This window comes from Nocardioides sp. (assembly GCF_047606145.1).
Classification (GTDB): Bacteria; Actinomycetota; Actinomycetes; order Propionibacteriales; family Nocardioidaceae; genus Nocardioides.
Genome location: NZ_JASGET010000040.1, coordinates 1 through 24,995, shown reverse-complemented (window position 1 = coordinate 24,995; position 24,995 = coordinate 1). Strand labels below are relative to the sequence as shown.

The following is a 24,995-nucleotide window of genomic DNA, read 5'->3' as shown; positions in this document are numbered from 1 at the left end:
CGGCCGGCTCACGAGCCGGCCAGGTCGTCGGCGATGGCCTGCTTGTCCGCCGCGATCGACTTCTTGTCTCCGGCGATGGCCTTCTGATCTGCGGCGATGGCCTTCTGATCGGCCCGGACGCGGTGCTGGTCCGCGGTGATGGCCCTGCGGTCGGACCTCACCCGCGTGCGGTCGGCCCGGACCGTCCGGGTCAGCGACCTGACCTTCTTCCGCAGCTCGGCTCGCCTCGCGCCCGTGGCCTTCTTGAGCTGTCGCTTGGCGGTCGTGAGCCTGGCTCGGTCCTTGGTGAGCTTCCGCTGGGCCGTGGCCAACCTCGCCCGGTCCTTGGCGAGGCCGGCCCTGGCCTTGGTCAGCCTCGCCCGGTCCGTGGTCAGCCTCGCCCGGTGGCTGGCCAGCTTCGCGCGGTCCTTGGCGAGCTTGGCCCGGTCGGCCTTGAGCTTCTCCTCGTCGACACCGCCCCCGGGCGTCGGGATCAGGTCAGGGGGCTCGACCGGCCCGGCGGCGCTGCCGGACGCGGCGATGCCGACCACCTGGGCGATCTGGCTGTTGTGCGTGTCGGCGATGTAGATCGACTCCGTCGAGGAGTCGACGGCCACGCCCTGAGGGGTGTCGAGATGCGACTCGGTCGGCGCCGTGCCGCTGCTCTCGCCCCCGGCGGTGGCGGACGAGTTGACGATCGTCGAGATCGTGCCGTCCGAGGTCACCTGTCGGATCGCATGATTGAAGGTGTCGGCGATGAACAGATCGCCGGCGCCGTCCAGAGCGACGCCCTGCGGGTCGTTGAGCTGGGCCGAGGTGGCCGGGCCGCCGTCGCCGCTGTAGCCGCCCAGCCCGTCGTTGCTCTGGTCGAGGTCGTAGTCGCCCGCCACGGTGGTGAGCTGCGCGGTGCTCGCATCGACCCGACGGATCAGGTTGTTCGCGGCATCGGCGATATAGAGGTTGCCCCGCGCGTCGAGGGCGAGACCACTCGGGCTGTTGAGCTCGCCCGCCGTGGCCACGTCGCCGTCGCCGTCGTACCCCGCCTTGCCGGTGCCCGCCACCGCGGTGATCGTGCCGTCGGCACCGACCTCGACGACGCGGTTGTTGTTGGTGTCGGCGATGTAGACGTTCCCGTCGTCGTCGACCGCTACCGCCTGGGGCCCGTTGAGCGCGGTGTCGGTGGCCACGCTGGTGCCCGTCAGCTCACCCGCGCCGGCCTTGCCGGTGCCGGCGATGCGGTGGATCACGCCGTCCGTGGTGATCTCGCGGACCACGTTGTCCCCGGTGTCGGCGATGTAGAGGTTGCCGTCGTCGTCGACGGCCGTCCCGTTGGGCTGATAGAGGGTGGCGTCCACGGCCGGCCCCCCGTCACCGGTGTCGCCGTACCCGCTGAGCGAGCCGGCGATCACGCTGCTCGAGCCGTTCTCCATCGCGGCCAGCACGTTGTCGCCGGTGTTGGAGGCGTAGACGGTTCCGTCGGCCGCCGAGACGCCGCCGGGCCGATACAGACCTCCGGCCGGCGGCAGCGGCAGCCCGGTGGTGGGGTCGATCGAGACCTCGCCGCCGGTCGCGTCGTAGGGAAGGGTCTGGAGGATCGGACCGGTCGGGGTGGTGCTCGGTCCGATGACCAGGCTGAGGTTGTCGGCCTCGCCGTTGTTGTCGTTGCCCGAGCTCACCGCGGTCATCGTGATGGTCACGACCACCGTGGCCGCGCCGTCGGGGACGGTGCCGTACCAGCCCTGGGTGACCAGGCTCGAGACCGACCCGCGGTTGGCGGCCTTCACCGGGCCGATGGAGCCGGTGGTCAGGGTGTTGCCGTCGGCGTCGAGGAAGGCGGCGGTGACCGCCGCGTTGTCGTTCTGGGTCGCGTAGCCGCCGAGCAGCCCGGAGAGCTTGTACGACTGCCCGTCGATGTCGCCCAGGCCGGCGAGGTCGATCGTCTGGGTCGAGGTGGTGGCCACGCCGGCGATGCCGCCACCGGGATTGGTGCCTCCCCAGAAGACCCGCGTGCTGGTGGCGTCGCGGTCGGCGTCGTCGGAGGGATAGGTGGTGGTCGACTGCGCGTAGGACTCGGCGACCGCGTTCGGCGCCGCCAGCGCGGAGGCGCTCACCCAGCAGGAGGGCACCGTGACCGTGGAGTCGCCGGGCGCGCCGAGCTTGACCGCGGAGACGTACTCCTCCGCGTCCGGGTTGGAGATCAGGTTGGTGTCGAGGGCCGGGGTCACCTGATCGGTGCAGTACGTCGACCCGGTGGCGTCATAGGACTGGGCCTCGCCCGAGTCGCCGGTGTCATCACCCCCGACGACGAGACTGATGTCGTCGGCCATGCCGTCGCTGTTGCCGTCCTTGGTGGCGGCCATGGTGATGGTGACCGTGGCCGAGGTGGCGTCGTCCGGAACGGTGCCGCTGCTCCACAGCGGGAGCAGCATGGTGTTGTCGGTGCCGTTCGGCGTGCCGTAGGCGGAGCGGACGGCACTGCTCAGCGGACCGATCTGAGTCGCGCCCAGCGTGGTGCCGTCGGCGTCGGTGAAGGTGACGGTCGCCTTCGCGTTGTCCGCCTGGGTGGTGTAGCCGCCGAGCCAGGCCTTGAGCAGGTAGCTCTGACCGGCCGCGGTCACGGCGTTGCCGTCCTCGTCCTCGAGGTCGGACAGGTCGACGGTCTGGGTCAGGGTGGCCACCGACCCGGTCTTCATCCCGGTCCCACCGTAGAAGACCTGGTAGTTGTCCGCGGTCGCGACGCCGTTGTCGGTGTCCGGGTCATCCACGCGGTAGTAGCCCGAGCTGGCGGCCGTGTCGGCGGTGACCTTGACCCCGGCGGTCGTCCGGTCGGCCTGAGCGATCGGGACCACACCCTGGGCGAAATAGCCCGATCGGGAGGTCCAGCAGTCCGGGACGACCGCCTGCGTCTGGCCGGTACCGGTCGTGGGGGCGATCGAGGTCGAGTGCTCGGCACTCGGGTTGGCCAGCAGATTCTGGCCGACCACCGGAGCGACCGTCTCGCTCGCGGAGCAGGTCGCGGCGTAGTCGTTCTCGTCGGCGGTGAAGGACGGCTGGTCGCCGATGGCCAGGTAGGGCACCGAGGCGCTGGCGTCGTTGTGTCCGGCGCTGCCATGGGTGAAGGTGAGCGCGACACGGACCGAGGCCGACCCGGACGGAACCGTGCCGGCGGCGGTGTAGGGGTCCTGCATCGAGATGCCGTCCCGGCTGGCCGGCAGATCGGGGCCGATGGTGGTCTGGCCCAACGTGCTGCCGTCGGAGGCCAGCCAGGTGGCGGTCATGACGGTGTTGTCGGTCTGGGTGGTGTAGCCACCGAGGGTCGCGGCCAGCACGAACGGCTTGCCGTCCACGTCGCCGAGCGCGGTCAGATCGATGACCTGGGAGAGCCCGGTGGTGGTGCCGGCGGCCGCGGCGTCGTCGGCGCTCTTCCCGCCGTAGAGGTTCGAGCGGCCGGTGCCGTCACCGCCGAGCGAACCCGGGTAGCTCGGCACGGTCGCGCTCGCGATCTCGTTGGCCGGGTCCGTCGCCGCCAGCGAGGAGGTGTCCAGCCAGCAGTCGGGCAGCGCGGTGGTGCCGGGATCGGTGACCGACGGGCCGCCCGCCAGGACCACGTTGCCGTCGCCGTCGACATAGTTGTCGTAGCTCGTTCCGCTGACGGCGACGCGGGTCGCGTCCGGATACAGGGCGCTCAGTGCGGTCACGCTGTCCGCGGTGGGGGCCGAGTTCGAGATCAGGTTCTGGTTGAGCGCCGGGGTCACCTGACCGGTCGCCGACGTGCAGTAGGCGTCGGTCGTGAGGTCGTAGCTCTGTGATCCGGTCGCGGCCGAGGCGCTCGGCGCCGTCGTCATGGTCATGGCCACCGAGATCGTGGCTGTCGCCACGGCGGTGATGGTGCCTCCCGCTATCACTCGGGAGAATCGCGTTCGCCAGTCGTGCTTCGATGCCACCCGGCAACCTCTCTTCACGCCCCACGGAACGGGCCCCGAAGACGTCGCTCTCCAGGGCCCGGCTGAATCGTTGCAGGCACAGGCTTCGGCCAGGATGTGAACAGCTGACGCCGCCGAGCCCAACCGTGGGAGACGCCTGGGAGAATCGTTCGCCGACATCGGCGGGGGCGCTCTCCAACGGCTCAACGGCGGCTGTTCGACCTGAGAGGGTGAGGCCCGTGAACACCACCGCGAACACCCGGATCAGCGCCCAGACGAACGCCCAGACGATGCCCGTGCCGCTCTTCCTCGACGTCGTGTCGCTGACCATGACGTTGATCAACATCGACGCGGACGGCGGTCCCGACGGGTCGATCGCCGATGCGATCGACGCGACTCTTCGCCCGCTGGCACACCTCCGGGTCGACCGCGTCGGCGACACGGTCGTGGCGAGCACCGACGACGGTCACCCCGAGCGGATCCTGGTCACCGGCCGCCTCGATCCGCGCGCCGGCGGGGACCATCCGCTCGCGTACGTCGAGATGGGCAGGCTCTTCGGGCCCTCCGCATGCCGCAAGGGGGGCATGGCGGTCATGCTCAAGTCCGCCGCGGCCGCGCTCCCCGGCCGCGACGTGACGTTCGTCTTCCACGGCGACGAGGCCGGCCCGGAGGGTGTCGACGTCGTCGGCACCGACTACTCAGCCGACTGCGCAGCCCACTGCGCAGCCGACTTCGCCGTGCTGCTCGGTCCGACCGAGGCCCGCGTCGAGGGCACCCCGCACCACCTGGAGCACCCCGCCGCCCGGAGACTCCTCGCCCTCACCGAAGCGGAGCCGATCGCGCCGCGAGGCACCTCGATGACGGATCTCAACGTCCCGTCGGTCGGGTTCGGCCCCGGCGATCCGGCCCTCGCCCGCACGCCCGAGGAATACGTGCCAACCGCGCAGCTGACCCAGTGCGAGTTCGTCCTGCGGGAGTGGCTGCGCGGCTAGGAGGCGGCCGAACAGCCGAGGCGGCCGACGTGTGTCGGAGCCGAGGGACCGGGCTCAGGCGACGGCCACCACGCCGAGCTCGGCCACCGAGACCAGGTGTGCGTTGCGCGGCACCACCCGGACCGTGTAGCCGAATCCGCCGGAGCGCGCCAGCGTCAACGTGCCGGCGAAGCAGTACCGGCCACCCTCATAGGCCTCGACCACCGCGAGCGGGGTCGCGGCCAGGTCGGTGAGTTCGTCCCCCTCGCTGGGCCGTCCGTGCACCAGCTGGACCTCGACGTCATCGGGCGAGAGGGCACCCAGCGCGACGTAGGCGCGCACGGTCAGCGTCTGGCCGACCTGGGGCGCGTCCGAGACGCCGTCGCTGTCCACGTGCTCGACGTGCACGCCCTCCCAGCCGGCCCGCACCCGGGCCTTCCACCCGGCCAGCTCGGCGGCGCCGTGATAGTCCGCGTTCAGCGAGCGGGCGTTGCGGGCCGCCGGCGCGTAGAGCTGCTCGACGTAGTCGCGCACCATCCTGGTGGCGAGCACCTTGGGACCCAGCGAGGTCCAGGTGTGCCGCATCATCTCCAGCCAGCGCGACGGCTCGGAGCCTTCGGTCGCCGCCGCGTCGTAGAACCGGGGCGCGACCTCCTGCTCCAACAGGTCGTAGAGCGCGGCGGCCTCCAGGTCGTCGCGGCGGTCCACCTCGGCCACGCCGTCGGCGGTGGGGATCGCCCAGCCGTTGTCACCGTCGTACCACTCGTCCCACCAGCCGTCGAGGATCGACAGGTTGAGCCCGCCGTTCAGCGCGGCCTTCATCCCCGAGGTGCCGCAGGCCTCGTAGGGCCGCAGCGGGTTGTTCAGCCAGACGTCGCAGCCGGGATAGAGCGGCTGTGCCATCGCGATGTCGTAGTTGGGCAGGAACGCGATCCGGTGCCGGATCTCGGGATCGTCGGCGAGTCGGACGATGTCCTGGATCAGCTTCTTGCCACCGTCGTCGGCCGGGTGCGCCTTGCCGGCGATGACCAGCTGCACCGGGCGCTCCGGATCGAGCAACAGCCGCTTGAGCCGCTCCGGGTCGCGCATCATCAGCGTCAGCCGCTTGTACGACGCCGCACGACGCGCGAAGCCGATGGTGAGCACGTCCGGATCCAGTGCATCCTCGACCCAGCCGAGCTCGGCCGGAGAGGCGCCGCGCTCCAGGTGTGCGGCCTGCAGGCGACGCCGCGCATCGGTGACCAGTCGCTGCCGCAGCTGGCGCTTGACCGCCCAGATCTCGCCGCCTGGGATCTGCTCGATCAACGGCCAGAACGAGTCGGCGTCCTCGACGTCGGCGCCGTGGCGCCGTGCCAGCCCGATCAGCTCGCGCGGCACCCAGGTCGGGGCGTGGACGCCGTTGGTGATCGACCCGATCGGCACCTCCGCCTCGTCGAAGGCCGGCCAGAGGCCGTTGAACATCTCCCGGGACACGTGTCCGTGCAGTTGAGAGACGCCGTTCGCGCGCTGCGCCAGGCGGAACCCCATCACCGCCATGTTGAACACACCCGGGTCACCGCCGGGGTAGTCCTCGGCGCCCAGCGCCAGGATGCGCTCGGTGGGCACTCCGGGAGTGGCACCGCCGGCCTGGTCGAAGTACTGCTCGATCAGCGACCGCTCGAAGCGGTCGATGCCCGCCGGCACCGGGGTGTGGGTGGTGAAGACGGTCGAGGCACGGGTCATCTCGACAGCGGTGTCCAGATCGAGCTCCGGACGCTCCTGGTCGGCGGCGGGCTCGCGGGTGGTGTACTCCCGGATCCGCTCCACACCGAGGAAGCCGGCGTGGCCCTCGTTGGTGTGGAAGACCTCGGGCTCGGCAGCCCCGGTGATCCGGGACCAGACTCGCAGCGCCCGCACGCCACCCACGCCGAGCAGCAGCTCCTGGCGCAGCCGGTGCTCGGAGTTGCCGCCATAGAGCCGGTCGGTGACGTCGACGTAGTGCGCCGGGTTGCCCTCGACATCGGTGTCGAGCATCAGCAGCGGCACCCGTCCGACACTGGCGACCCAGATCCGGGCGACCAGCGGTGGGCCGCCGGGCAACGAGATCGAGACGCTCGCCCGGCTGCCGTCGGCCTCGCGCAGCGGCGAGATCGGCAGCTCGTCGGGGTCGAGCACCGGGTAGCTCTCCTGCTGCCAGCCCTCCCGGGAGAGCGACTGCTTGAAGTAGCCGTGCTTGTAGAGCAGTCCGACCCCGATCACCGGCACGCCGAGGTCACTGGCCGCCTTGAGGTGGTCGCCGGCCAGGATGCCGAGTCCGCCGGAGTACTGCGGGAGCGCCGCGGCGATGCCGAACTCGGGCGAGAAGTAGGCGATCGACCGGGGCCCGTCGGGCACCGCACGCTGGTACCAGCGGTCGGCGCTCAGATAGTGGTCCAGGTCGGCGGTGGCCGCACCCAGCCGCTCGAGGAACGCCCCATCGCCGGTCAGCTCGCTCAGCCGCTCGGAGGCGACCTCGCCGAGGAACCTGACCGGCGCCCGTCCGGTGCGCTCCCACAGCTCGGGGTCGATCTCGGCGAAGACATCCTGGGTGGCCGGATGCCAGGCCCAACGCAGGTTGCCGGCCAGCACTCCCAGGGCAGTCAGCGGCTCGGGGAGGACCGGACGAACGGTGAAACGTCGGATCGCACGCATGAACGTGAAACTAGCGGAGATGTTTGATCGATCCAAGGCGGGTAGGCCCACCCGGACGGCTCGTTCCAGGTTCCGGTGCGGATCGATCCGGGCCCGAGACGCACGCTCTTATCGCCCCCTTAGGCATCGGCTGAGGCGACCCTAGCGACGCCGTGGCCAGGCTGAGGCCGTCACGACCATCGTGGCAGCGGCGTTCCTCGACGTACGCCGCCACCGCTACTCAGGAGGCTGGATCATGTCCCACCGCGCCATCGCTCTCACCGCCGCCGGCACCGTGCTGGCCGGCTCGGTCGTCGCAACGTCGGCGACCGCGTTCGCCGACGGTCCGGAACGGCACGCGAGCGGCACCATCGGCAAGGCTCACTACGACATCGAGATCGAGAAGGAGAAGCGCTACGAGGTCAGCGTCGACCTGGACGGGGTGGCGAAGGGCTCGACCTGGAAGCTCCGGGTGCGTCATGACGGTCGGCTGATCACGAAGCAGAAGCGGACCGCGGAGCGCGACGACGGGCGCTACGAGGTCGACTTCCGCGACGTCGGCTCCCGCAACACCAGCGGGAAGGACACCTTCACGGTGACGATCCTGCGAGCCGGCGGCGGGAAGGCGGTGCGGACCCTGGTCTTCAGCCGCTGAGCCCCTCGTCGGACCGGGGCCCGAAGCGTACGACGACACGTCCGCCACCCGACGGCGAGGACTCCCACCGCAGGCCGCCGCCGGACTCGGTGGCGGCCTGCTGCACGATGGCGAGGCCGAGACCGGTCGAGCCGCCGCCGGAGGAGCCGCGACCGACCGGATCGAGCCCCGTGGCGAATCCCGGCCCGCCGTCGTCCACGGTCAGCTCCAGGCCGCCACCGGGGAGCCCGGCGATCGACACCGCGACCGCGGTGCCCTCGGGAGTGTGGGTAAAGACGTTGTCGAGCAGGGCGTCCATCACCGCCTGCACCGTCTCCTCCGGCACGGCGACCGGCCGCGGAGCGGCGGCGGTGACCTCGATCGCCAGGTCACGCCCCTGGTCCTCGGCCAGCGGCCGCCAGAACCGCGCCCGCTCGGCCAGCACCGAGACTCCGTCGCACTCCGGCGCGACCCCGCCCTGGCCGGCGTACCTGGCCTGTCGCACGATCCGGTCGACGGTCTCCTGCAACTGCCCCAGGTCGGCGTTCAGCCGCTCGCGCTCCTCGGAGTCGCCGATGCCCTCGATCCGCAGCCGGAGGGCGGTCATCGGGGTGCGCAGCCGGTGGGAGAGGTCGGCGAGACCGTTGCGCTCCCGCTCGAGCATGGTCTCCACCCGGCCGACCAGCCGGTTCATCACCACCGTCAGCTCGCGAACCTCCGCCGGGCCCGCGGGCGCCACCGGCGCGGGGGCCGACCGGCCGCCGAGCGCCCCGGCATACTCCGCGAGCCGGCGGATGGGGAGCACGAACGAGCGGCCCAGCCGATCGGCGAGGACGAGCGCACCGGCGAACAGGACCACCCCGAGCGCGGCGAGCACCAGCCAGCTGCGGGCCATCTCGGACTCGAAGCCGGGTTGGCTCACCCGGACCCGGACGACCGGCGTGTCGGCGGGCGCCGCGCTGCTCCCGCCCAGCGAGACCGGCACCAGCAGCTCCGCCCCGCCACCGGACGCCTCGATGCTCGCCCGACCGGTCCGGCGGGCTCGCGCGACGTCGTCGTCCTCTCCCGGTGTCGGCCCGATCGCGTCCCCTTCGGGGTGGGCCGCCGACGGCGGGTAGAGCACGGTGGTCTGCACATGGCTGTCCCGGTTCACCCGCTCCAGATAGGTGGCCACCGCGCCCTTGTCCTGCCCGGAGACCACCGTCTCGGTGGCCTGGACCCCCAGCGCGGCGTGGGAGACGCGGTCGGCGAGCGCGTAGTCCCGCAACAGGATCGCGGTCGGCACCAGCATCGCCAGCAGCAGCATCGAGACCACCGCCGCCACGGTGAGGATCATGCTCCGTCGCATCGCTCAGTCCGTCGGATCGACCAGCCGTACGCCGACCCCGCGCACCGTGTGCAGGTAGCGCGGCTCCGCCGCCGTCTCCCCCAGCTTGCGGCGCAGCCAGGACAGGTGCACGTCTACCGTCTTGTCCGAGCCGCCCCATGCCTGGTGCCAGACATCGGTCAACAGCTCCCGCTTGGTGACCACCTCGTCGGGTCTCTCGGCGAGATGACGCAGCAGGTCGAACTCACGAGGCGAGAGATCCAGCTCGCGGCCGTCCAGGGTGACCCGCCGGGCGGCGACCTGGATGCGCAGACCGCCCACCGTCAACGGCTGCTCCCGCCGGCCACCGCCCACCCGGCGCAGCACCGCCCGGATGCGCGCCTCGAGCTGAGCGGTGGAGAAGGGCTTGACCAGGTAGTCGTCCGCGCCGGCGTCGAGGCAGGCGATCAGGGACGGGTCGTCATCCCGGGCGGTCGCGACGATGACCGGGACGTCGCTGACCGACCGCAGCATGGTCAACACCTGTCCGCCGTCCACGTCGGGCAGGCCGAGGTCGAGGATGACCAGGTCGGGCCGCGTCTCCACCGCGGCGCTCAGCCCGGACATGCCGGTCGCCGCCGAGGCGACGGCATGTCCCCGCTCATCGAGGGCGCGCATCAGCAGCGGCCTGATCTGCGGGTCGTCCTCGACGATCAAGACCTGGGCCACGCCAGTCAATCTAGACTCCACGACCACCGTCCGCGCCGGTCTCGGCGCCTCTTAGCCTCGGCTTAACCTCCACCTCACGATCGGTTGGGCCGCCGGGTCCGATGATGGGGCGATGCCGCCACCGCACCGACGAGCCCGTCGTCAGGCGGGCCTGGTCGCGCTCTGGGTGGTCGCCGCCGGCGCGGCCGTCACCGTCGGCACCGTCGCGGTCTCCTCGGTCGGTGCCAGCCTGCACCACGACGGCCCGGTCGGTGAGGCGGTCGACGAGGTGGATCCGTCCGGCGCGACGAGCCCGCAGCCCGGATCCACCACCCTCGAGCGGACCTTCCGCGGCGAGTACGGCGCGCTCACCGCCGCCTGCCACGGGGTGGTGGCCTCCGCGGTGCGAGCCGCCCCGGCCGCCGGTTGGCGAACGACCAGCTATGAGGCGGGTCCCGACGACGACGTCGGTGCCACCTTCAGCCGGGGCCAGCGGTCCGTCGAGATCGAGGTCTACTGCAACCGTGGGCGCCCGACCATCGCGGACCTCGAGCGCGAGACCCACCCCGACGACTGAACCCGGCTGAGACCGGACCCGGCTGAACCCGGCTGAACCCAGTTGAGCCGGACCGGACGCCGTCGATCCGATCAGGCGGGTCCTCACCCCGATCCGGACGGGACGGATAGGTTGGTCGCATGGTCGGACGCATTCCCGTGATGGACGTCTCCCCCCTCCTCGACCAGGGCCGGCTGCCCGCCAAGGCCACCCTCGGCGAGCCGTTCCCGGTGCGCGCCACCGTGTTCCGCGAGGGCCACGACCAGCTCGGTGCGGAGGTGGTCGCGACCGGGCCGGACGGCGTACCGCGCGCGCCGGTGCGGATGACCGAGCTGGCGCCGGGCACCGACCGCTACCAGGCCTGGGTGCGTCCGGACGCCGAGGGCGCCTGGACCTTCCAGGTCCAGGCCTGGTCGGATCCGCTGGGCACCTGGCTGCACGACGCGCCGATCAAGATCCGGGCCGGGGTCGACGTGGAGCTGATGTTCACCGAGGGTCGGCTGTTGCTCGAGCGGGTCCTGGACGAACACCCGGGCCGACTCCCCGCCCCCGAGGTCGCCGTCCTGCGCGGTGCCCTCGACGCCGCGCAGGACGTCACCCGGCCGATCGAGGCCAGGCTGGCCGCGCTGACCTCGCCGGAGCTCACCGAGATCCTGCGGGACCATCCGCTGCGCGAGCTGCTCAGCGTCGAGGGTCCGTTCCCGGCGTACGCCGACCGGCCGCGGGCACTGTTCGGCAGCTGGTACGAGCTCTTCCCACGCTCGGAGGGAGCGGTCGCCGACCCGAGGACCGGCCAGCTGCGCTCCGGCACCTTCGGCACCGCCGCGAAGCGCCTGCCGGCGGTGGCGGCGATGGGGTTCGACGTGGTGTACCTGCCGCCGATCCACCCGATCGGCGAGGTCAACCGGAAGGGCCCGAACAACACCCTCGACCCCGCTCCCGGCGATCCCGGGAGTCCGTGGGCGATCGGGTCCGCGGCCGGTGGCCACGACGCGATCCACCCCGATCTCGGCACCTTCGCCGACTTCGACGCCTTCGTCGCCGAGGCGAACCGGCTCGGTCTCGAGGTCGCGCTCGACCTGGCGCTGCAGGCCGCGCCGGACCACCCCTGGGTCAGCACCCACCCGGAGTGGTTCACCACCCGTGCCGACGGCACCATCGCGTATGCGGAGAATCCGCCGAAGAAGTACCAGGACATCTATCCGATCAACTTCGACAACGACCCCGACGGCATCGCCGCCGAGGTGCTGCGCGTGGTGCGGGTGTGGATGTCGCACGGGGTGCGGATCTTCCGGGTCGACAACCCGCACACCAAGCCGCTGGCGTTCTGGCAGTGGCTCCTCGCCGAGGTCCGGGCGAGCGACCCGGACGTGCTCTTCCTCTCCGAGGCGTTCACCCGTCCCGCGATGATGCACGGCCTCGGCTCGGTCGGGTTCCACCAGTCCTACACCTACTTCACCTGGCGCACCGAGAAGGACGAGATCGAGGACTACCTGGCCGAGGTGTCGCACGCCTCGGACCACCTGATGCGGCCGAACTTCTTCGTCAACACCCCCGACATCCTGCACGGCTTCCTGCAGTACGGCGGCCCGGCGGCCTTCAAGATCCGCGCCGTGCTCGCCGCGATGGGCTCGCCGTCCTGGGGGGTGTACGCCGGCTATGAGCTGTGCGAGCACGTGGCGGTGCGACCGGGCAGCGAGGAGTACCTCGACTCCGAGAAGTACCAGCTGCGGCCGCGCGACTGGGCGGCCGCGGAGGCCGAGGGACGCAGCCTGGCGCCATACCTGACCCGGCTCAACGAGATCCGCCGCGCCCACCCGGCGTTGCAGCTCCTGCGCAACCTGACGGTCCAGGCCACCGACGACGACCACGTGCTGTGCTTCGCCAAGACCGCCGCGGGTCTCGATACGGTCGCCGACGCTCGCTACTCGACCGGCGAGACCCCAGGCGCCGGCGTCGCCACCGCCGGTCGAGCAGGACCCGCGAGGGACGAGCAGGCCCTGCTCGAGACCAGCGAGGTCACCGACACCGTGATCGTCGTGCTCAACCTCGACCCGCACGGCGCCCGGGAGACCATCGTCCGACTGGACCTGGACGCGCTCGGCCTGCCCGCGGCCAACTCGTTCGTCGTCCACGACGAGCTCAGCGGTGCCGACTGGACCTGGGGCGCGGAGAACTACGTCCGGCTCGACCCGTTCGTCGAGCCGGCGCACATCCTGACGGTGCGAGGCCCCCGGTGAGCGCGGAGGCGGCGAGCCTGCTCCAGCCCGGCACCCGGTCGGCGGTGGCGCTCAACGACGAGCCGGAGTGGTACCGCACGGCGGTCTTCTACGAGGTGCTGGTGCGCTCCTTCAGCGACTCCGACAGCGACGGCGTCGGCGACTTCCGCGGCCTGACCGCCAAGCTCGACTATCTCGCCTGGCTCGGCGTGGACTGCCTGTGGCTGCCGCCGTTCTTCCCCTCCCCGCTGCGCGACGGCGGCTACGACGTGGCCGACTACACCGGCGTGCTCCCCCAGGTCGGCACGGTGGCGGACTTCAAGGCGTTCCTGGACGCGGCGCACGACCGCGGCATCCGGGTGATCATCGACTTCGTGGTCAACCACACCAGCGACGCTCACGAGTGGTTCCAGGCCAGCCGCAGCGACCCCGACGGCCCGTACGGCGACTTCTACGTCTGGTCCGACACCGACACCGCCTACCCGGACGCCCGGATCATCTTCGTCGACACCGAGCCGTCGAACTGGACCTGGGACCCGGTGCGCGGCCAGTACTTCTGGCATCGGTTCTTCTCCCACCAACCGGACCTCAACTACGACAACCCCGCCGTCCACGACGCCATCTTGGACGCGATGCGGTTCTGGCTGGACTTCGGCCTGGACGGCTTCCGGCTCGACGCGGTCCCCTACCTCTACGTCCGCGAGGGCACCGACGGCGAGAACCTGCCGCAGACGCACGAGTTCCTCAAGAAGGTGCGCCGCTTCGTCGACGACCACTACCCGGGCACGGTGCTGCTGGCCGAGGCCAACCAGTGGCCCGCCGACGTGGTCGACTACTTCGGCGGCAGGCCGGACCCGGCCACCGGCGAGCTGGTCGGCGACGAGTGCCACATGTGCTTCCACTTCCCGGTGATGCCGCGCATCTTCATGGCGGTACGCCGCGAGTCCCGCTTCCCGATCTCGGAGATCCTGGAGCAGACCCCGGCGATCCCGCGTGGGTGCCAGTGGGGCATCTTCCTGCGCAACCACGACGAGCTGACCCTGGAGATGGTCACCGACGAGGACCGGGACTACATGTGGGCCGAGTACGCCAAGGACCCGCGGATGAAGGCCAACATCGGCATCCGGCGCCGGCTGGCGCCGCTGCTGGACAACGACGTCAACCAGATGGAGCTGTTCACCGCCCTGCTGCTCTCCCTGCCCGGCTCGCCGGTGCTCTACTACGGGGACGAGATCGGGATGGGCGACAACATCTGGCTGGGCGACCGCGACAGCGTCCGCACCCCGATGCAGTGGTCGGGCGACCGCAACGCCGGCTTCTCGATGGCCAACCCGGGCCGACTGGACCGGCCGCTGGTGATGGACCCGGTCTACGGCTACCAGGCGGTCAACGTCGACGCCCAGACCGAGGACCCGTCCTCCCTGCTGCACTGGACCCGCAAGATGATCACCGCCCGCAAGCAGTACCCGGCCTTCGGACTGGGCACCTTCACCGACCTCGGCGGCTCCAACCCGTGCGTGCTCTCCTACGTCCGCGAGCACGAGCGGGCCGACGGCACCGGCGAGGTGATGCTGTGCGTCAACAACCTGTCCCGGTTCCCCCAGCCCGTCGAGCTCGACCTGCGCCGGTTCGAGGCGATGGTGCCGGTCGAGGTGACCGGACGGGTTCCGTTCCCCCGGATCGGCGAGCTCCCCTACCAGCTGACCCTGGCCGGCTACGGCTTCTACTGGTTCGAGCTGACCGGTGCCGGGGACTCCACCGGTCAGGAGGGAGCATTGCTGTGACAGGCCTCGATCCCACCGTCTTCGCCGACACCTTCGCCGGCTACCTGCACCGGACCAGGTGGTTCGGCGGCAAGGGCCGCGAGTTCGCCGTGACCGCCATCTCCTCGCTCGGCGAGGTGCCCGGTGGGACCCAGGACGAGGCCGGCGACGATCCGGTGGTGGTGATCTACCTGGTCGAGGTGACCTACGCCGACCCCGCCGTCGAGCCGGCGGGCCGACCCGACACGGAGCTCTATCAGGTGCCGCTGGCGCTCTACGAGCACGCCGAGCCCCGGCTGGACCACGCCTTCGTCGGCTGGTGGGAGGACCCCGAGCGTGGCTGGGTGCACGCCTACGACGCGCTGCACGACCGAGCGGCGATGGCCCACTGGCTGCGCTCCTTCGCGGCCACCGCGCCGCAGGGCCCCGGTGGGCCGGCGACCGCGGAGCCGGGGACCGGTGAGCCGGGGACCGGTGCCGGCGCGCCCGCGCCGACCACGGACGCCGTACTCCGGTTCCACCGGCTGCCCGGCCACGACCTGGACGTCGAGGTGCACTCCACGCTCTTCGCCGGCGAGCAGTCGAACTCCTCGGTCGCCTTCGGCGACGACTCGCTGATGAAGGTCTTCCGCAAGGTCACCCCGGGGGTGAACCCGGACATCGCCATCGGCGCCGCGCTCACCGAGGCCGGCGATCCCTACGTCGCCCCGCTCTACGGCTGGCTGGACGCGGTCCCGCCCGGCGAGGACCCGGAGGGCGGCGCGATGATCCAGTTGGCGATGCTGCAGGCGTTCCTGCGCACCGCCACCGACGGCTGGGAGTTCGCCCTCGCCAGCGTGCGGACCCTGTTCGCCGAGCCGGAGCAGCACGCGGCAGGCTCCGGCGGCGACTTCGCCGGCGAGGCGACCCGGCTCGGCGAGGCGCTGACCGAGATCCACCGCACCCTCGCCGAACGCTTCCCCACCGATCGGTACGGCGCGGCCGGCGCCGCCGACCTCGCGGCGGCGATGTCGCGCCGGCTCGAGGCGGCGCTGCCGGTGGTGCCGGCCCTGGCCGAGCACGCCGCGACCCTGCGGGCCCTCTTCGCGCAGGTGGCCGGGCTGAGCGAGATCGAGGTCCAGCGGGTGCACGGGGATCTGCACCTGGGTCAGACCCTGCGCACCTCGGTCGGCTGGAAGATCGTCGACTTCGAGGGCGAGCCGGCCAAGCCGCTGGCCGAGCGCCTGCGCCCGGACTCCCGGTGGCGCGACGTGGCCGGCATGCTGCGCTCCTTCGAATACGTGCCTCAGGCGGTGCTGCGCGGTCTGGTCGCCGGCGCCGAGGACGAGCAGCTCCGGCTGCGGGCGGCGGAGTGGGCCAACCGGAACCGCAACTTCTTCCTGGTCGCCTACGCCGGCGGCGAGCTCGACGAGACCGACCGGATCCTGCTCGACGCCTATGTGGCCGACAAGGCGGTCTACGAGTGCGTCTACGAGGCTCGCAACCGCCCCACCTGGCTCGACATCCCGCTCGCCGCCCTGGCCCGGATCGGAGACACCCGATGAATCACCCCATCCGAATGCTCGCTCCGCTCCGCTTCGAACGGGGACCCCGATGAACCACCCGAGGAACCGCCCGGTGGACCGGATCCCGCCCCCGGTCGACCGCGCCGAGCTCGACCTCCTGGTCGCCGGCCGGCACGGCAGCCCGCACTCCGTGCTCGGCCCACACCCGGGACCGGACGGCGTGACCCTCCGGGTGTTCAAGCCGCTCGCCTCCGCAGTGGTGGTGAGCCATCTGGACTCCGGCGGAGTTCGGCACGAGACTCCGCTCACCCACGAGTACGACGGCATCTGGACCGGGGTGCTCCCGGGGGACGACGTGCCCGACTATCGCCTCCGGGTCAGCTACGACGGTGACCCGATCGTGGTCGACGACCCCTACCGCTTCCTGCCCACCCTGGGCGATCTGGACCTGCACCTGGTCAACGAGGGCAGGCACGAGCGGCTGTGGCAGGTCCTGGGCGCCCGGGTGCACCACTACGACGGGTTCGGTGAGCCGGTCACCGGCACCTCGTTCGCGGTCTGGGCGCCGCACGCCAAGGGCATCCGGCTCAAGGGCGACTTCAACCACTGGGACGGCCGCGAGCACCCGATGCGTCAGCTCGGCACCTCGGGCGTGTGGGAGCTGTTCGTCCCCGGGGTCACCTCCGGTGCGATGTACAAGTTCGTCGTGCTCGGCGCCGACGAGGTGTGGCGGGAGAAGGCCGACCCGATGGCGGCCTATGCCGAGGTCCCGCCGCAGACATCCTCGGTCGTCTTCGAGTCACACCACCGGTGGGGCGACCAGGCCTGGCTGGCCGCGCGCGCCGAGACGCAGGCCACCGAGGCGCCGATGTCGATCTACGAGCTGCATCTCGGCTCGTGGCGGCGCGGCCGCAGCTATCGCGACCTGGCGGACGAGCTGGTCGGCTACGTCACCGACCTCGGCTTCACCCACGTCGAGCTGATGCCGGTGATGCAGCACCCCTTCGGCGGCTCCTGGGGCTACCACGTCACCTCCTACTTCGCCCCCGACAGCCGGTACGGCGACCCGGACGATCTCCGGTTCCTCATCGACTCACTGCACCAGGCCGGGGTCGGGGTGATCCTGGACTGGGTGCCCGGCCACTTCGCGGTCGACGAGTGGGCGCTGGCCCGCTTCGACGGCACGCCGCTGTACGAGGACCCCAACCCGCAGCGCGGCTGGCATGCGGAGTGGGGCTCGTACATCTTCGACTTCGGCCGCCGGGAGGTGCGCAACTTCCTGGTCGCCAACGCGATCTACTGGGCCGAGGAGTTCCACGCCGACGGGCTCCGCGTCGACGGCGTCGCCTCCATGCTGTACCTGGACTACGCCCGCGGACCCGGTCAGTGGACGCCGAACATCCACGGTGGCCGGGAGAACCTGGAGGCGGTCCAGTTCCTCCAGGAGGTCAACGGCACCATCTACAAGCGGGTTCCCGGCGTGGTGACGATCGCCGAGGAGTCCACCTCCTGGCCCGGGGTGACGCGGGCGACGGCGTACGACGGCCTCGGCTTCGGGTTCAAGTGGAACATGGGGTGGATGCACGACACCCTCGACTACCTGCACTACGACCCGGTCTATCGCTCCTGGCACCACCACGACCTCACCTTCGCGCTGACCTACGCCTGGTCGGAGAACTACGTGCTGCCGCTCTCCCACGACGAGGTGGTGCACGGCAAGGGGTCGCTGCTGCGCAAGATGCCCGGTGATCGCTGGCAGCAGCTGGCCACGCTGCGCGCCTACTTCGGCTACATGTGGGCGCATCCGGGCAAGCAGCTGCTCTTCATGGGCGGCGAGTTCGGCCAGGAGGCCGAGTGGGCCGAGTCGCGCGAGCTCGACTGGTGGCTGCTCGACCACCCCGAGCACCGCGGGCTGCACGCCCTGGTCCGTGACCTCAACGCCAGCTACGCCGATCACCCGGCACTGTGGGAGCTGGACTCCGACCCGGCCGGATTCTCCTGGATCGACGCCGACGACGCGGCCCACAACGTCTACTCCTTCATCCGGCGTGGCGGGGACGGCTCGCCGATCGTGTGCGTGGCCAACTTCGCCGCGGTGCCCCAGGAGGACTACCCGCTCGCGCTGCCCGCCGCCGGCGTGTGGGAGGAGCTGGTCAACACCGACGCCGCCACCTACACCGGCTCCGGTGTCGGCAACCTCGGCTCGGTGACGGCGGTGGCCGAGCCGTGGGGCTCGCAGCCTGCCCACGCCCGGCTCGTCCTGCCCCCGCTGGCCACCCTCTGGCTCGGGCCGCGCGGCGATGAGACCACGGGGTCGTAGGGTGGATCCGTGAGCGCCCGGACGACCGTCACCGCCGTCGCCGAGGGTGTCGCCCGCATCAGTTGGCCCACCGGGGAGTCGGCCGACGTCGTACGAGACGAGGTGGCCGCCGCCCTGGTCGGCTTCGCCCGGGTGGAGGCGGTCCTGGCGGTCGACGCGGTGACCGAGCAGCGCACCGCCACCTGGGCGGGCATGCACCGTGAGGGGGTGCTGCGCGGACCGCTGGACCCCGACGGCGCCCCGACCGACCGGGTGCTCTACGCCCGGCTGGCCACCGACCTGCCGGTCACCGAGCCGGACGGCTTCCGGGCACTGCTGAACTCGTTCCTGCCGCGCAAGCGCGCGATCGCCCAGACCCTGATCCGCGACCCGGACGGGCGGGTGCTGCTGTGCCAGCTGACCTACAAGCGCGACTGGGACCTGCCCGGGGGCGTGGTCGAGGTGGGCGAGTCCCCGCGTCTCGCCGCCGGCCGGGAGATCGGCGAGGAGCTCGACCTGACCGTCGAGCCCGGTGAGCTGGTGCTGACCGATTGGCTGCCACCGTGGGGTGGCTGGGACGACGCGGTCTGCCTGGTCTTCGACGGTGGGACGACGGCGGCGGCGATCGTCGAGCGCATCACCCCGGACCCGCGTGAGATCCGCACCGCCGAGTTCTGCACTCCCGACCAGGTGCGCGAACGCGCGGCCGACTTCACCGCCCGACGGGTCGAGGCCGCCCTGGCCGCCCTGCACGGCGGCCCGCGCTACACCGAGTCCGGCCGGCCCTGAGCCACCCGCTCGTGGCTGCCCGATCGCCGGCCGCCCAGCACAGGGCCATCAGACAGGCGCCCGGAAGAGCCGATCAGAACAGGGCCGAGGCCAGCGCCTGGCGTCCGGCGAGCACGCGTGGGTCGTCGTTGCCGACCACGGCGAAGAGGCGGATGAGGTGCTCGCGCACGGTGTTGCGCTCCGCGTCCCGGGTACGACGGATCAACTCGACCAGCCGGGCGAAGGCATCCTCGACATGGCCGCCGAGGACGTCGAGGTCGGCCACCACGAGCTGTGCCTCGAGGTCGTCGGGGCTGGCCGCGGCCGCCGCCCGAGCCTCGTTCAGGTCGACGCCCTGGGTGCGCTTGATCAGCTCGGCCCGGGCGAGCCCGGCGCCGGCCTCGCTGTCGGCCGGGTTGGCCTCGACCAGCTTGGCGTACTCGGCGATGGCCGCATCGACGTCGCCGGCGGCCAGCGCGTCCTCGGCGGCGACGAACCGGGGATCGACCCCGGCCTCCTCGCCCTCGGCCACCGGCGCACCGGAGCGCGGCTTGTGCCGCCCGGCGACCCCCTGGGCGGTGAGCTGCTGGCCGAGCTGGTTGAAGAAGGTGCGCAACTCGTCGATCGGCGGCGCACCGGGGATCGGCTGGGTCACCGGCCGACCGTCGACCAGGACGTACATCAGCGGGATCTGCTGCACCTGCAGCGCCTGGGCGATCTGCGGCGAGGCGTCGATGTCGACCAGACCGGCCAGGAAGCGCCCGTCGTACTCCTCGGCCACGCTGGCGACGTCCTGTGCGAACGTGCTGCTCTCGGGGGCGCGGGACGGGGAGAAGAAGACCAGGACGACCGGCGCCGTGACGGAGGCCTCCAGGACCTCCTGGAAGTTCTGTTCGTCGACGCTGACGGTGTAGGCGCCCCCGGTCGCGCCCGAGGCGGCCGGAGCGGGCCGGGAGAGCGCGGAGAGGTCGACGGCTCCAGGACGAGAGAACGGCTGCTGCGTCATGCCGCAATCCTAGGACGTGGCGTTCACCGGGCTGAGCCTGGATCTCGGTAGGTGCTCAGTTGACCTGCCGCCCGCGCAGCCCCGAGCGCTGTACCACCCGCTGGATGGCGAGATCGCGCTGATAGGGCCGGGCGACGTACCGGATGTCGCGCAGTCCCTGCTCCTGGGCCGCGGACTCGAAGACGAAGTGGCCGTAGCCGAGCATCCTGCCCAGGAACGGCTTGACCACGGTGATGTCGAGGATCCGGGAGAGCGGCATGGTGGCCAGGTTGCTGGTCAGCACGCCGTGCACCCGGAAGACGCGCATGTTCGTGATCACGAACCGGTCCCGGTGCGCGGCCAGGGCCCGCCAGGCGGCATGGAAGCCGAGCGCGCACGCGAGGAGCAGCAGCAGCCAGCCGATCCGGGTGTCGACCACGGCCACCCCGAGCAGCGCGGCCAGGGCGAGGACGCCCTCGACGGCCGGGCGCAGGTACGCCGCCCAGTGGTGGGTGACCTCGTCGACGATCACCTCGCCCTCGTCGCGGAGCAGGTGCTGGGCGATGTCTGGGGCGGTGGCGGAGGCCAGGCTCACAGGTCGCCGATGAAGTCGATGACCTTGGTGAACATCTGAGTCGCGCCGTCCCAGCCGGCACCGCCCGCGGACTTCGCGGTGGTGGCCAACCCGTGCGGGTCGGTGAAGAGCCAGAACCCGAGGAAGACCACGAGCACGGCGATGATCACCTTCTTCATGCGCGCTATCGTGACAGAAGGTGCGGGTGGGACGTGGGAGGCACGCGGAGGCGTGCCGCACACGCTACCTCGTCACCCGCAGTTTGGCGCTCGCCCGCGCCGAGGTGAACAACGAGCTACCGCCGTAGTCGGCTCGCACCGTCAGCCGCCCCAGCCGCCGCGGCCGGACGGTGAAGATCGCCGTGCCGCCGACCAGCCGCTTCCGGCCCACCCGGGTGCCGGCGAGCGCCAGGGTGACCTTGCCGGTCGGCCGCACTCCGCCGACCCTCGCCACCCGCACGGTGACGCGCACCTTCCCGCCCTTGCGGACGGTCCTCTTCGACAGCGCCACCTTCGCCGTGCCGGTCCCCACGACCCGCAGCGTGCTGGCCGCCGAGGCCGCCGAGCCGTAGTGGCCGTCGCCGGTGTAGGTCGCCACCAGACGAGCCCGCCGTGGGATGCGCCAGCGCACGCCCAGGGCGGCCCGCCCGGAGCTCACCCGGGCGGTGCCGATCGCGGTGCCGCCGAGTCGGAAGGTGACCGTGCCGGTGGGTGCCACGCCGTCGACGGTCGCGACCTTCGCGGTCAGCGTCGTCCGCGCGCCGGCGCGGACCCGAGCGGGCGCGCCCAACCTCACCGTGGTGGCGCTCTTGAGAGTGACCACCTGGGCCTTCTGGCCCACCTCGTTGTGGAAGTGCAGGGCGAGCAGCCCCTGTCCGCCCTCGGTGGCGTAGGACGAGGCGTGCCGGGTCACCCGGAGCGCGGTGTCGGCACCCGCGCCGGAGGGCGCATCGATGCCGACCGCATCGCCATCGGCGTCGACCGCCGCGATCCCCGGGGTGTAGACGTTCGCCTTCAGCTGCGGCGCCCCGGCCGAGCTCAGTCCGACGGAGTCGACCAGAGTGCCCTGCACGCCGTACGCCGCGATGCCGTAGGAGATCGTCGGGTCGGACGCGGTCACGCCGTAGCTGGCCAGGGTGGAGATCGCGACCGGGATCACCAGCACGTCGCTGTCGTAGGACGAGGTGTCCACCTCACCGAGGTAGTTGTTGAGCACCTCGACGTCGACGTTGTCATCGGTGGCGTAGTCGAAGGTCGCCGAGACCAGCACGTCGTCCTCGCCGTAGTGGGTGTTGACGGTGTAGAGGTCCGGCACCCCGTCGCCGTCGGTGTCGAGGTAGATGACGAAGGTGTTCTTGTCCGCGGCGGTGGTGTGCGCGCCCCGGGTCACGATCGCGAACTGCTCGGTGGCCGCCCCGTTGTCCGCCCACGACTCGCTCGTCTGCCCGTAGGTCGAGGTGATCCCGACGTCGGCGATGTCGGAGCCCTGGTCCGCGGTGGTGGTCAGGCACAGCGTGGTCTGCGTCTGGTCGCAGCCCGGCTGAGCCCCACTGGTCGCGGTGAGCTCGAAGGCCTGCACCAGCGAGACCACCGGGTCGTCGCCACCGGTGGAGACCGCCGAGCCGGACAGCGCGAGCTTGCCGGTGCCGGAACTGCTGAGCGTCAGGCTGCTCGCCGCACTCATCGTCGACGCCGGCTTCGGGGCGGCGTAGTAGGGCACGTGCAGCGACGGGACCGCGTCGGAGTCGGAGTCGGTCGCGGTGAAGACCACGTTGCCCGACGACTCCGCGATGGTGCCCTGGGGCAGGTACTCGTCGCCGTCGCTGTCGAGTACGTCGGAGGCCAGAGCGCCCTTGGTCTCGTCGTAGGTCTTCTGCCAGGTCGTCGGGTCGACCGAGAGCGTGAGGGTCACCGTCGCAGTGTTCTCCCCCGGTTCCACCGTCACCGAGTCGCTGGAGACCCGGTAGGTCACGCCCGGCACCTCGGTCGCGGGATCGAGGCTGACGTCGTAGGTGTGCGCCGTCGTGTCGGCGTTGCTCAGCGCGATGGTCTTGGTCCTGGTCACGGTGGCGGTGCCGGCGACCTCGAGGCTCCCCCAGCTGACGCTGACCGCGCCGGCGTCGTCTGCGACGGCGGCGGTGACGTCGTTGGCCAGCGCCTGGCCGGCGTCGATCCGGCCGGCCCCGACCCGCATCGGCGCGTAGCTGCCGGAGTCGGTGTCCGCGGAGCCGTCCACGTACAGGCTGTGGTCGGCGGTGTTCATGATGTCGGCCTTGACCTGGGCGGGGCTCCAGTCGCTGTGCTTCGAGAGCACCAGCGCCGCGAGGCCGGCCACCATCGGCGCGGCCATCGAGGTGCCGCTCATGGTCTGGCCCTGGTCGCCGGAGCCGGGCAGCGCCGAGAAGACGGTGCTGCCGACGGCGGTGACGTCGGGCTTGAGGTCACCGTCCCCGCGCAGCCCACGGGAGGAGAAGCTGCTCAGCGAGTCGTTGTCCGCGGTGATGGTCTGCGTCACCGAGCTGGCGGTGGTGCCGGTGACCGTCACCGTCTGGCCGTCCTCGATCGCCGCCCGGATGGCGTCGCCACCGCTCGCGGCGACCAGCACACCGGGGATCCGGGAGTCACCGGTGATGCCGGTGCTGAACTCCTCGGTGTTGCTGGCGAAGACGTACCCGATGCCACCGGCCGCCCGGACGTTGGCGCCGCGGGTGGCCGAGCCGCACTCGAGCGCGTCGTCGGTCCAGGTGAGCAGCGCGATCTTGCCGTCGATCGCCGCCTTGTCGTCGGCGTCGAAGGAACTGCATCCGGTCGTGTTGTCGGTGGGGACGGCGACCTCACCGGACAGGTCCGCGCCGGTCCAGTCGTAGGCGGTCGAGCGCTCCGCGGCGTACGGGTCCTGGTCGGTGCCGTCGAAGGCGACGCCGAGGCCGTCGACGATGCTCTGCGCGTCCACCGAGGAGGCGACGGTGATCGCCTGGGAGGAGGCGCCCGGGGAGCCGCCGACGTCGTAGACGTCGCCGGAGTTGCCCATCGAGATGGCGACCGTGAGGCCGGCGGTGGCGGCCGCATCCGCGGTGACCGCGTCGGCGTCGTCCGGGGAGCCGAAGTCCGAGCCCAGCGACAGGTTGATCACGTCGGCGCCATCGGAGGGGTCGCCGTCGCCGTTGGGGTCCATCGCCAGGTCGATGGCCTGCGAGATGACGTCGGTGCTGCCCTCGCAGCCGAAGACCCGCAGCGCCATGATCTGCGCCTCCGGCGCCATCCCGGGGCCGATGGTCATGTCGGCGAAGTCGGTGTCCTCGTCGTAGTCGCCGGTGTAGGTCGCGCCGTCGGCGTCGACCCCGTAGCCCGCGATGGTGCCGGCGGTGTGTGAGCCGTGCCCATCGCCGCCGTACGTCGCCGCGCAGTCGAGCGGGTCCGGGTCGGCCTCCGGGGTCGCGTCGGCGGTGGTCGAGGCGTCGTAGTCGTCGCCGACCAGGTCCTCGCTCGAGCCGGCCAGGAACTTGTCCGCGTCGTACAGCGCCGGATCGGGGGCCTCCCCGCTGTCGGCGGTCTCGTGTGCCGTCTCATAGGCGGCCTCGGTGCCCGGGCCGCCGAAGTCCGCGTGGGTGTAGTCGAACCCGGTGTCGATGTCGGCGACGACGACGCCCTGGCCCAGGTAGGTGCCGTCCGCCGAGGTGCCGTCGCCGGCCCACGCCGCCGGCACGTTCTGGAACGGCACCGCGTAGCTGTTGTCGCGCTCCTTGGGCGTGATCGGATAGACCGCCGTGACCCCGGCGACGTCGGCGAGCTTCGCGGCCTGGGCGGCGTTGGTCATCACCGCCACCCCGGAGAGCGCGGCGTGGGTCCGGAAGAGCACCGTGGTGTGGCCCGGCAGGTCGCCGACCGCCCGGTCCTGCGCGGCCTCGACCCGGACCAGCTGGGCCTTGGCCGCGGACCTCGCCGACGAGCGGCCCGAGCTTCGCCTGACCTTGCGGAACCGGCTCCCGGTCGACATGGTGTCCAGCTTGAGCAGGTAGGCCTGCCGCCCGTGCGCGGAGACCGCCGCGGTGACCTCCTCGGCACGGTCCTCGGAGAGTCGATCGGGGAGCCGCACCCCGGAGTCGCGCACGACGGTGTCGCCCGCGCCGCCCGCCGCCGAGGCGGGCGCCGCCGTC

General features: G+C 71.7%; 16 protein-coding genes. 8 read left to right on the top strand and 8 right to left on the bottom strand.

Annotated features, from left to right (window positions below; all coding sequences use genetic code 11):
* Window positions 1–8 precede the first annotated feature (8 nt).
* Entirely contained in the window at window positions 9–3,857 is a 3,849-nt protein-coding gene (locus QM638_RS05880) for a hypothetical protein (RefSeq protein ID WP_415141016.1), read from the bottom strand.
* Window positions 3,858–4,141: 284 nt separating this feature from the next.
* Here QM638_RS05880 and QM638_RS05875 point away from each other — a divergent pair, with 284 nt between their 5' ends.
* Window positions 4,142–4,894: a hypothetical protein gene (locus QM638_RS05875; protein WP_415141014.1), complete on the top strand. Its 753-nt coding sequence runs from the start codon at window positions 4,142–4,144 to the stop codon at window positions 4,892–4,894.
* Between the two features lie 54 nt (window positions 4,895–4,948).
* Here the strand turns inward: QM638_RS05875 and glgP are convergent, their stop codons facing one another.
* Window positions 4,949–7,543 carry an alpha-glucan family phosphorylase gene (gene glgP, locus QM638_RS05870; RefSeq protein ID WP_415141013.1) on the bottom strand — a complete coding sequence of 865 codons (2,595 nt, stop codon included), beginning with the start codon at window positions 7,541–7,543 and terminating at the stop codon, window positions 4,949–4,951.
* A 235-nt stretch (window positions 7,544–7,778) separates the two neighbouring features.
* On the opposite strand from glgP, the gene QM638_RS05865 reads away from it, so the two are divergent.
* A complete protein-coding gene (locus QM638_RS05865) occupies window positions 7,779–8,177 on the top strand; it encodes a hypothetical protein (protein WP_415141012.1) in 399 nt (132 codons plus the stop codon).
* Here the strand turns inward: QM638_RS05865 and QM638_RS05860 are convergent.
* Both QM638_RS05860 and QM638_RS05855 read right to left on the bottom strand, forming a co-directional pair.
* Entirely contained in the window at window positions 8,167–9,504 is a 1,338-nt protein-coding gene (locus tag QM638_RS05860) for a sensor histidine kinase (protein ID WP_415141011.1), read from the bottom strand. The genes QM638_RS05865 and QM638_RS05860 overlap by 11 nt on opposite strands.
* Before the next feature lie 3 nt (window positions 9,505–9,507).
* Window positions 9,508–10,191: a response regulator transcription factor gene (locus QM638_RS05855; RefSeq protein WP_415141009.1), complete on the bottom strand. Its 684-nt coding sequence runs from the start codon at window positions 10,189–10,191 to the stop codon at window positions 9,508–9,510.
* 112 nt (window positions 10,192–10,303) lie between these two features.
* Here QM638_RS05855 and QM638_RS05850 point away from each other — a divergent pair, with 112 nt between their 5' ends.
* The 6 genes from QM638_RS05850 to QM638_RS05825 all read left to right on the top strand — a co-directional run bounded on the left by QM638_RS05850 (window position 10,304) and on the right by QM638_RS05825 (window position 19,301).
* Window positions 10,304–10,747 (top strand): hypothetical protein, encoded by a 444-nt coding sequence (locus QM638_RS05850; protein ID WP_415141008.1) that lies wholly within the window; start codon window positions 10,304–10,306, stop codon window positions 10,745–10,747.
* 119 nt (window positions 10,748–10,866) lie between these two features.
* Window positions 10,867–12,966 carry an alpha-1,4-glucan--maltose-1-phosphate maltosyltransferase gene (locus tag QM638_RS05845; protein WP_415141007.1) on the top strand — a complete coding sequence of 700 codons (2,100 nt, stop codon included), beginning with the start codon at window positions 10,867–10,869 and terminating at the stop codon, window positions 12,964–12,966.
* Entirely contained in the window at window positions 12,888–14,729 is a 1,842-nt protein-coding gene (treS, locus tag QM638_RS05840; RefSeq protein WP_415141045.1) for a maltose alpha-D-glucosyltransferase, read from the top strand. The genes QM638_RS05845 and treS overlap by 79 nt, the downstream gene beginning before the upstream one ends.
* Window positions 14,726–16,252 (top strand): maltokinase N-terminal cap-like domain-containing protein, encoded by a 1,527-nt coding sequence (locus QM638_RS05835; protein ID WP_415141006.1) that lies wholly within the window; start codon window positions 14,726–14,728, stop codon window positions 16,250–16,252. Before treS ends, QM638_RS05835 begins: the two co-directional genes overlap by 4 nt.
* 49 nt (window positions 16,253–16,301) lie before the next feature.
* Window positions 16,302–18,533: a 1,4-alpha-glucan branching protein GlgB gene (gene glgB / locus QM638_RS05830; protein WP_415141005.1), complete on the top strand. Its 2,232-nt coding sequence runs from the start codon at window positions 16,302–16,304 to the stop codon at window positions 18,531–18,533.
* A gap of 9 nt (window positions 18,534–18,542) precedes the next feature.
* The gene (locus QM638_RS05825; protein ID WP_415141004.1) at window positions 18,543–19,301 is read left to right on the top strand and encodes an NUDIX domain-containing protein; all 759 of its coding nucleotides are present in this window, start codon (window positions 18,543–18,545) and stop codon (window positions 19,299–19,301) included.
* Between the two features lie 73 nt (window positions 19,302–19,374).
* Here QM638_RS05825 and QM638_RS05820 read toward each other — a convergent pair whose 3' ends face one another.
* The 4 genes from QM638_RS05820 to QM638_RS05805 all read right to left on the bottom strand — a co-directional run.
* Window positions 19,375–20,286 (bottom strand): tetratricopeptide repeat protein, encoded by a 912-nt coding sequence (locus QM638_RS05820; protein ID WP_415141003.1) that lies wholly within the window; start codon window positions 20,284–20,286, stop codon window positions 19,375–19,377.
* 55 nt (window positions 20,287–20,341) lie between these two features.
* Window positions 20,342–20,860, bottom strand: coding sequence for a PH domain-containing protein (locus QM638_RS05815; RefSeq protein ID WP_415141002.1), 519 nt, complete (start codon window positions 20,858–20,860; stop codon window positions 20,342–20,344).
* Window positions 20,857–21,018 (bottom strand): hypothetical protein, encoded by a 162-nt coding sequence (locus QM638_RS05810; protein WP_415141001.1) that lies wholly within the window; start codon window positions 21,016–21,018, stop codon window positions 20,857–20,859. Before QM638_RS05810 ends, QM638_RS05815 begins: the two co-directional genes overlap by 4 nt.
* Window positions 21,019–21,082: 64 nt before the next feature.
* The coding region (locus QM638_RS05805) for a S8 family serine peptidase (RefSeq protein WP_415141000.1) at window positions 21,083–24,995 on the bottom strand (3,913 nt) is incomplete at its 5' end.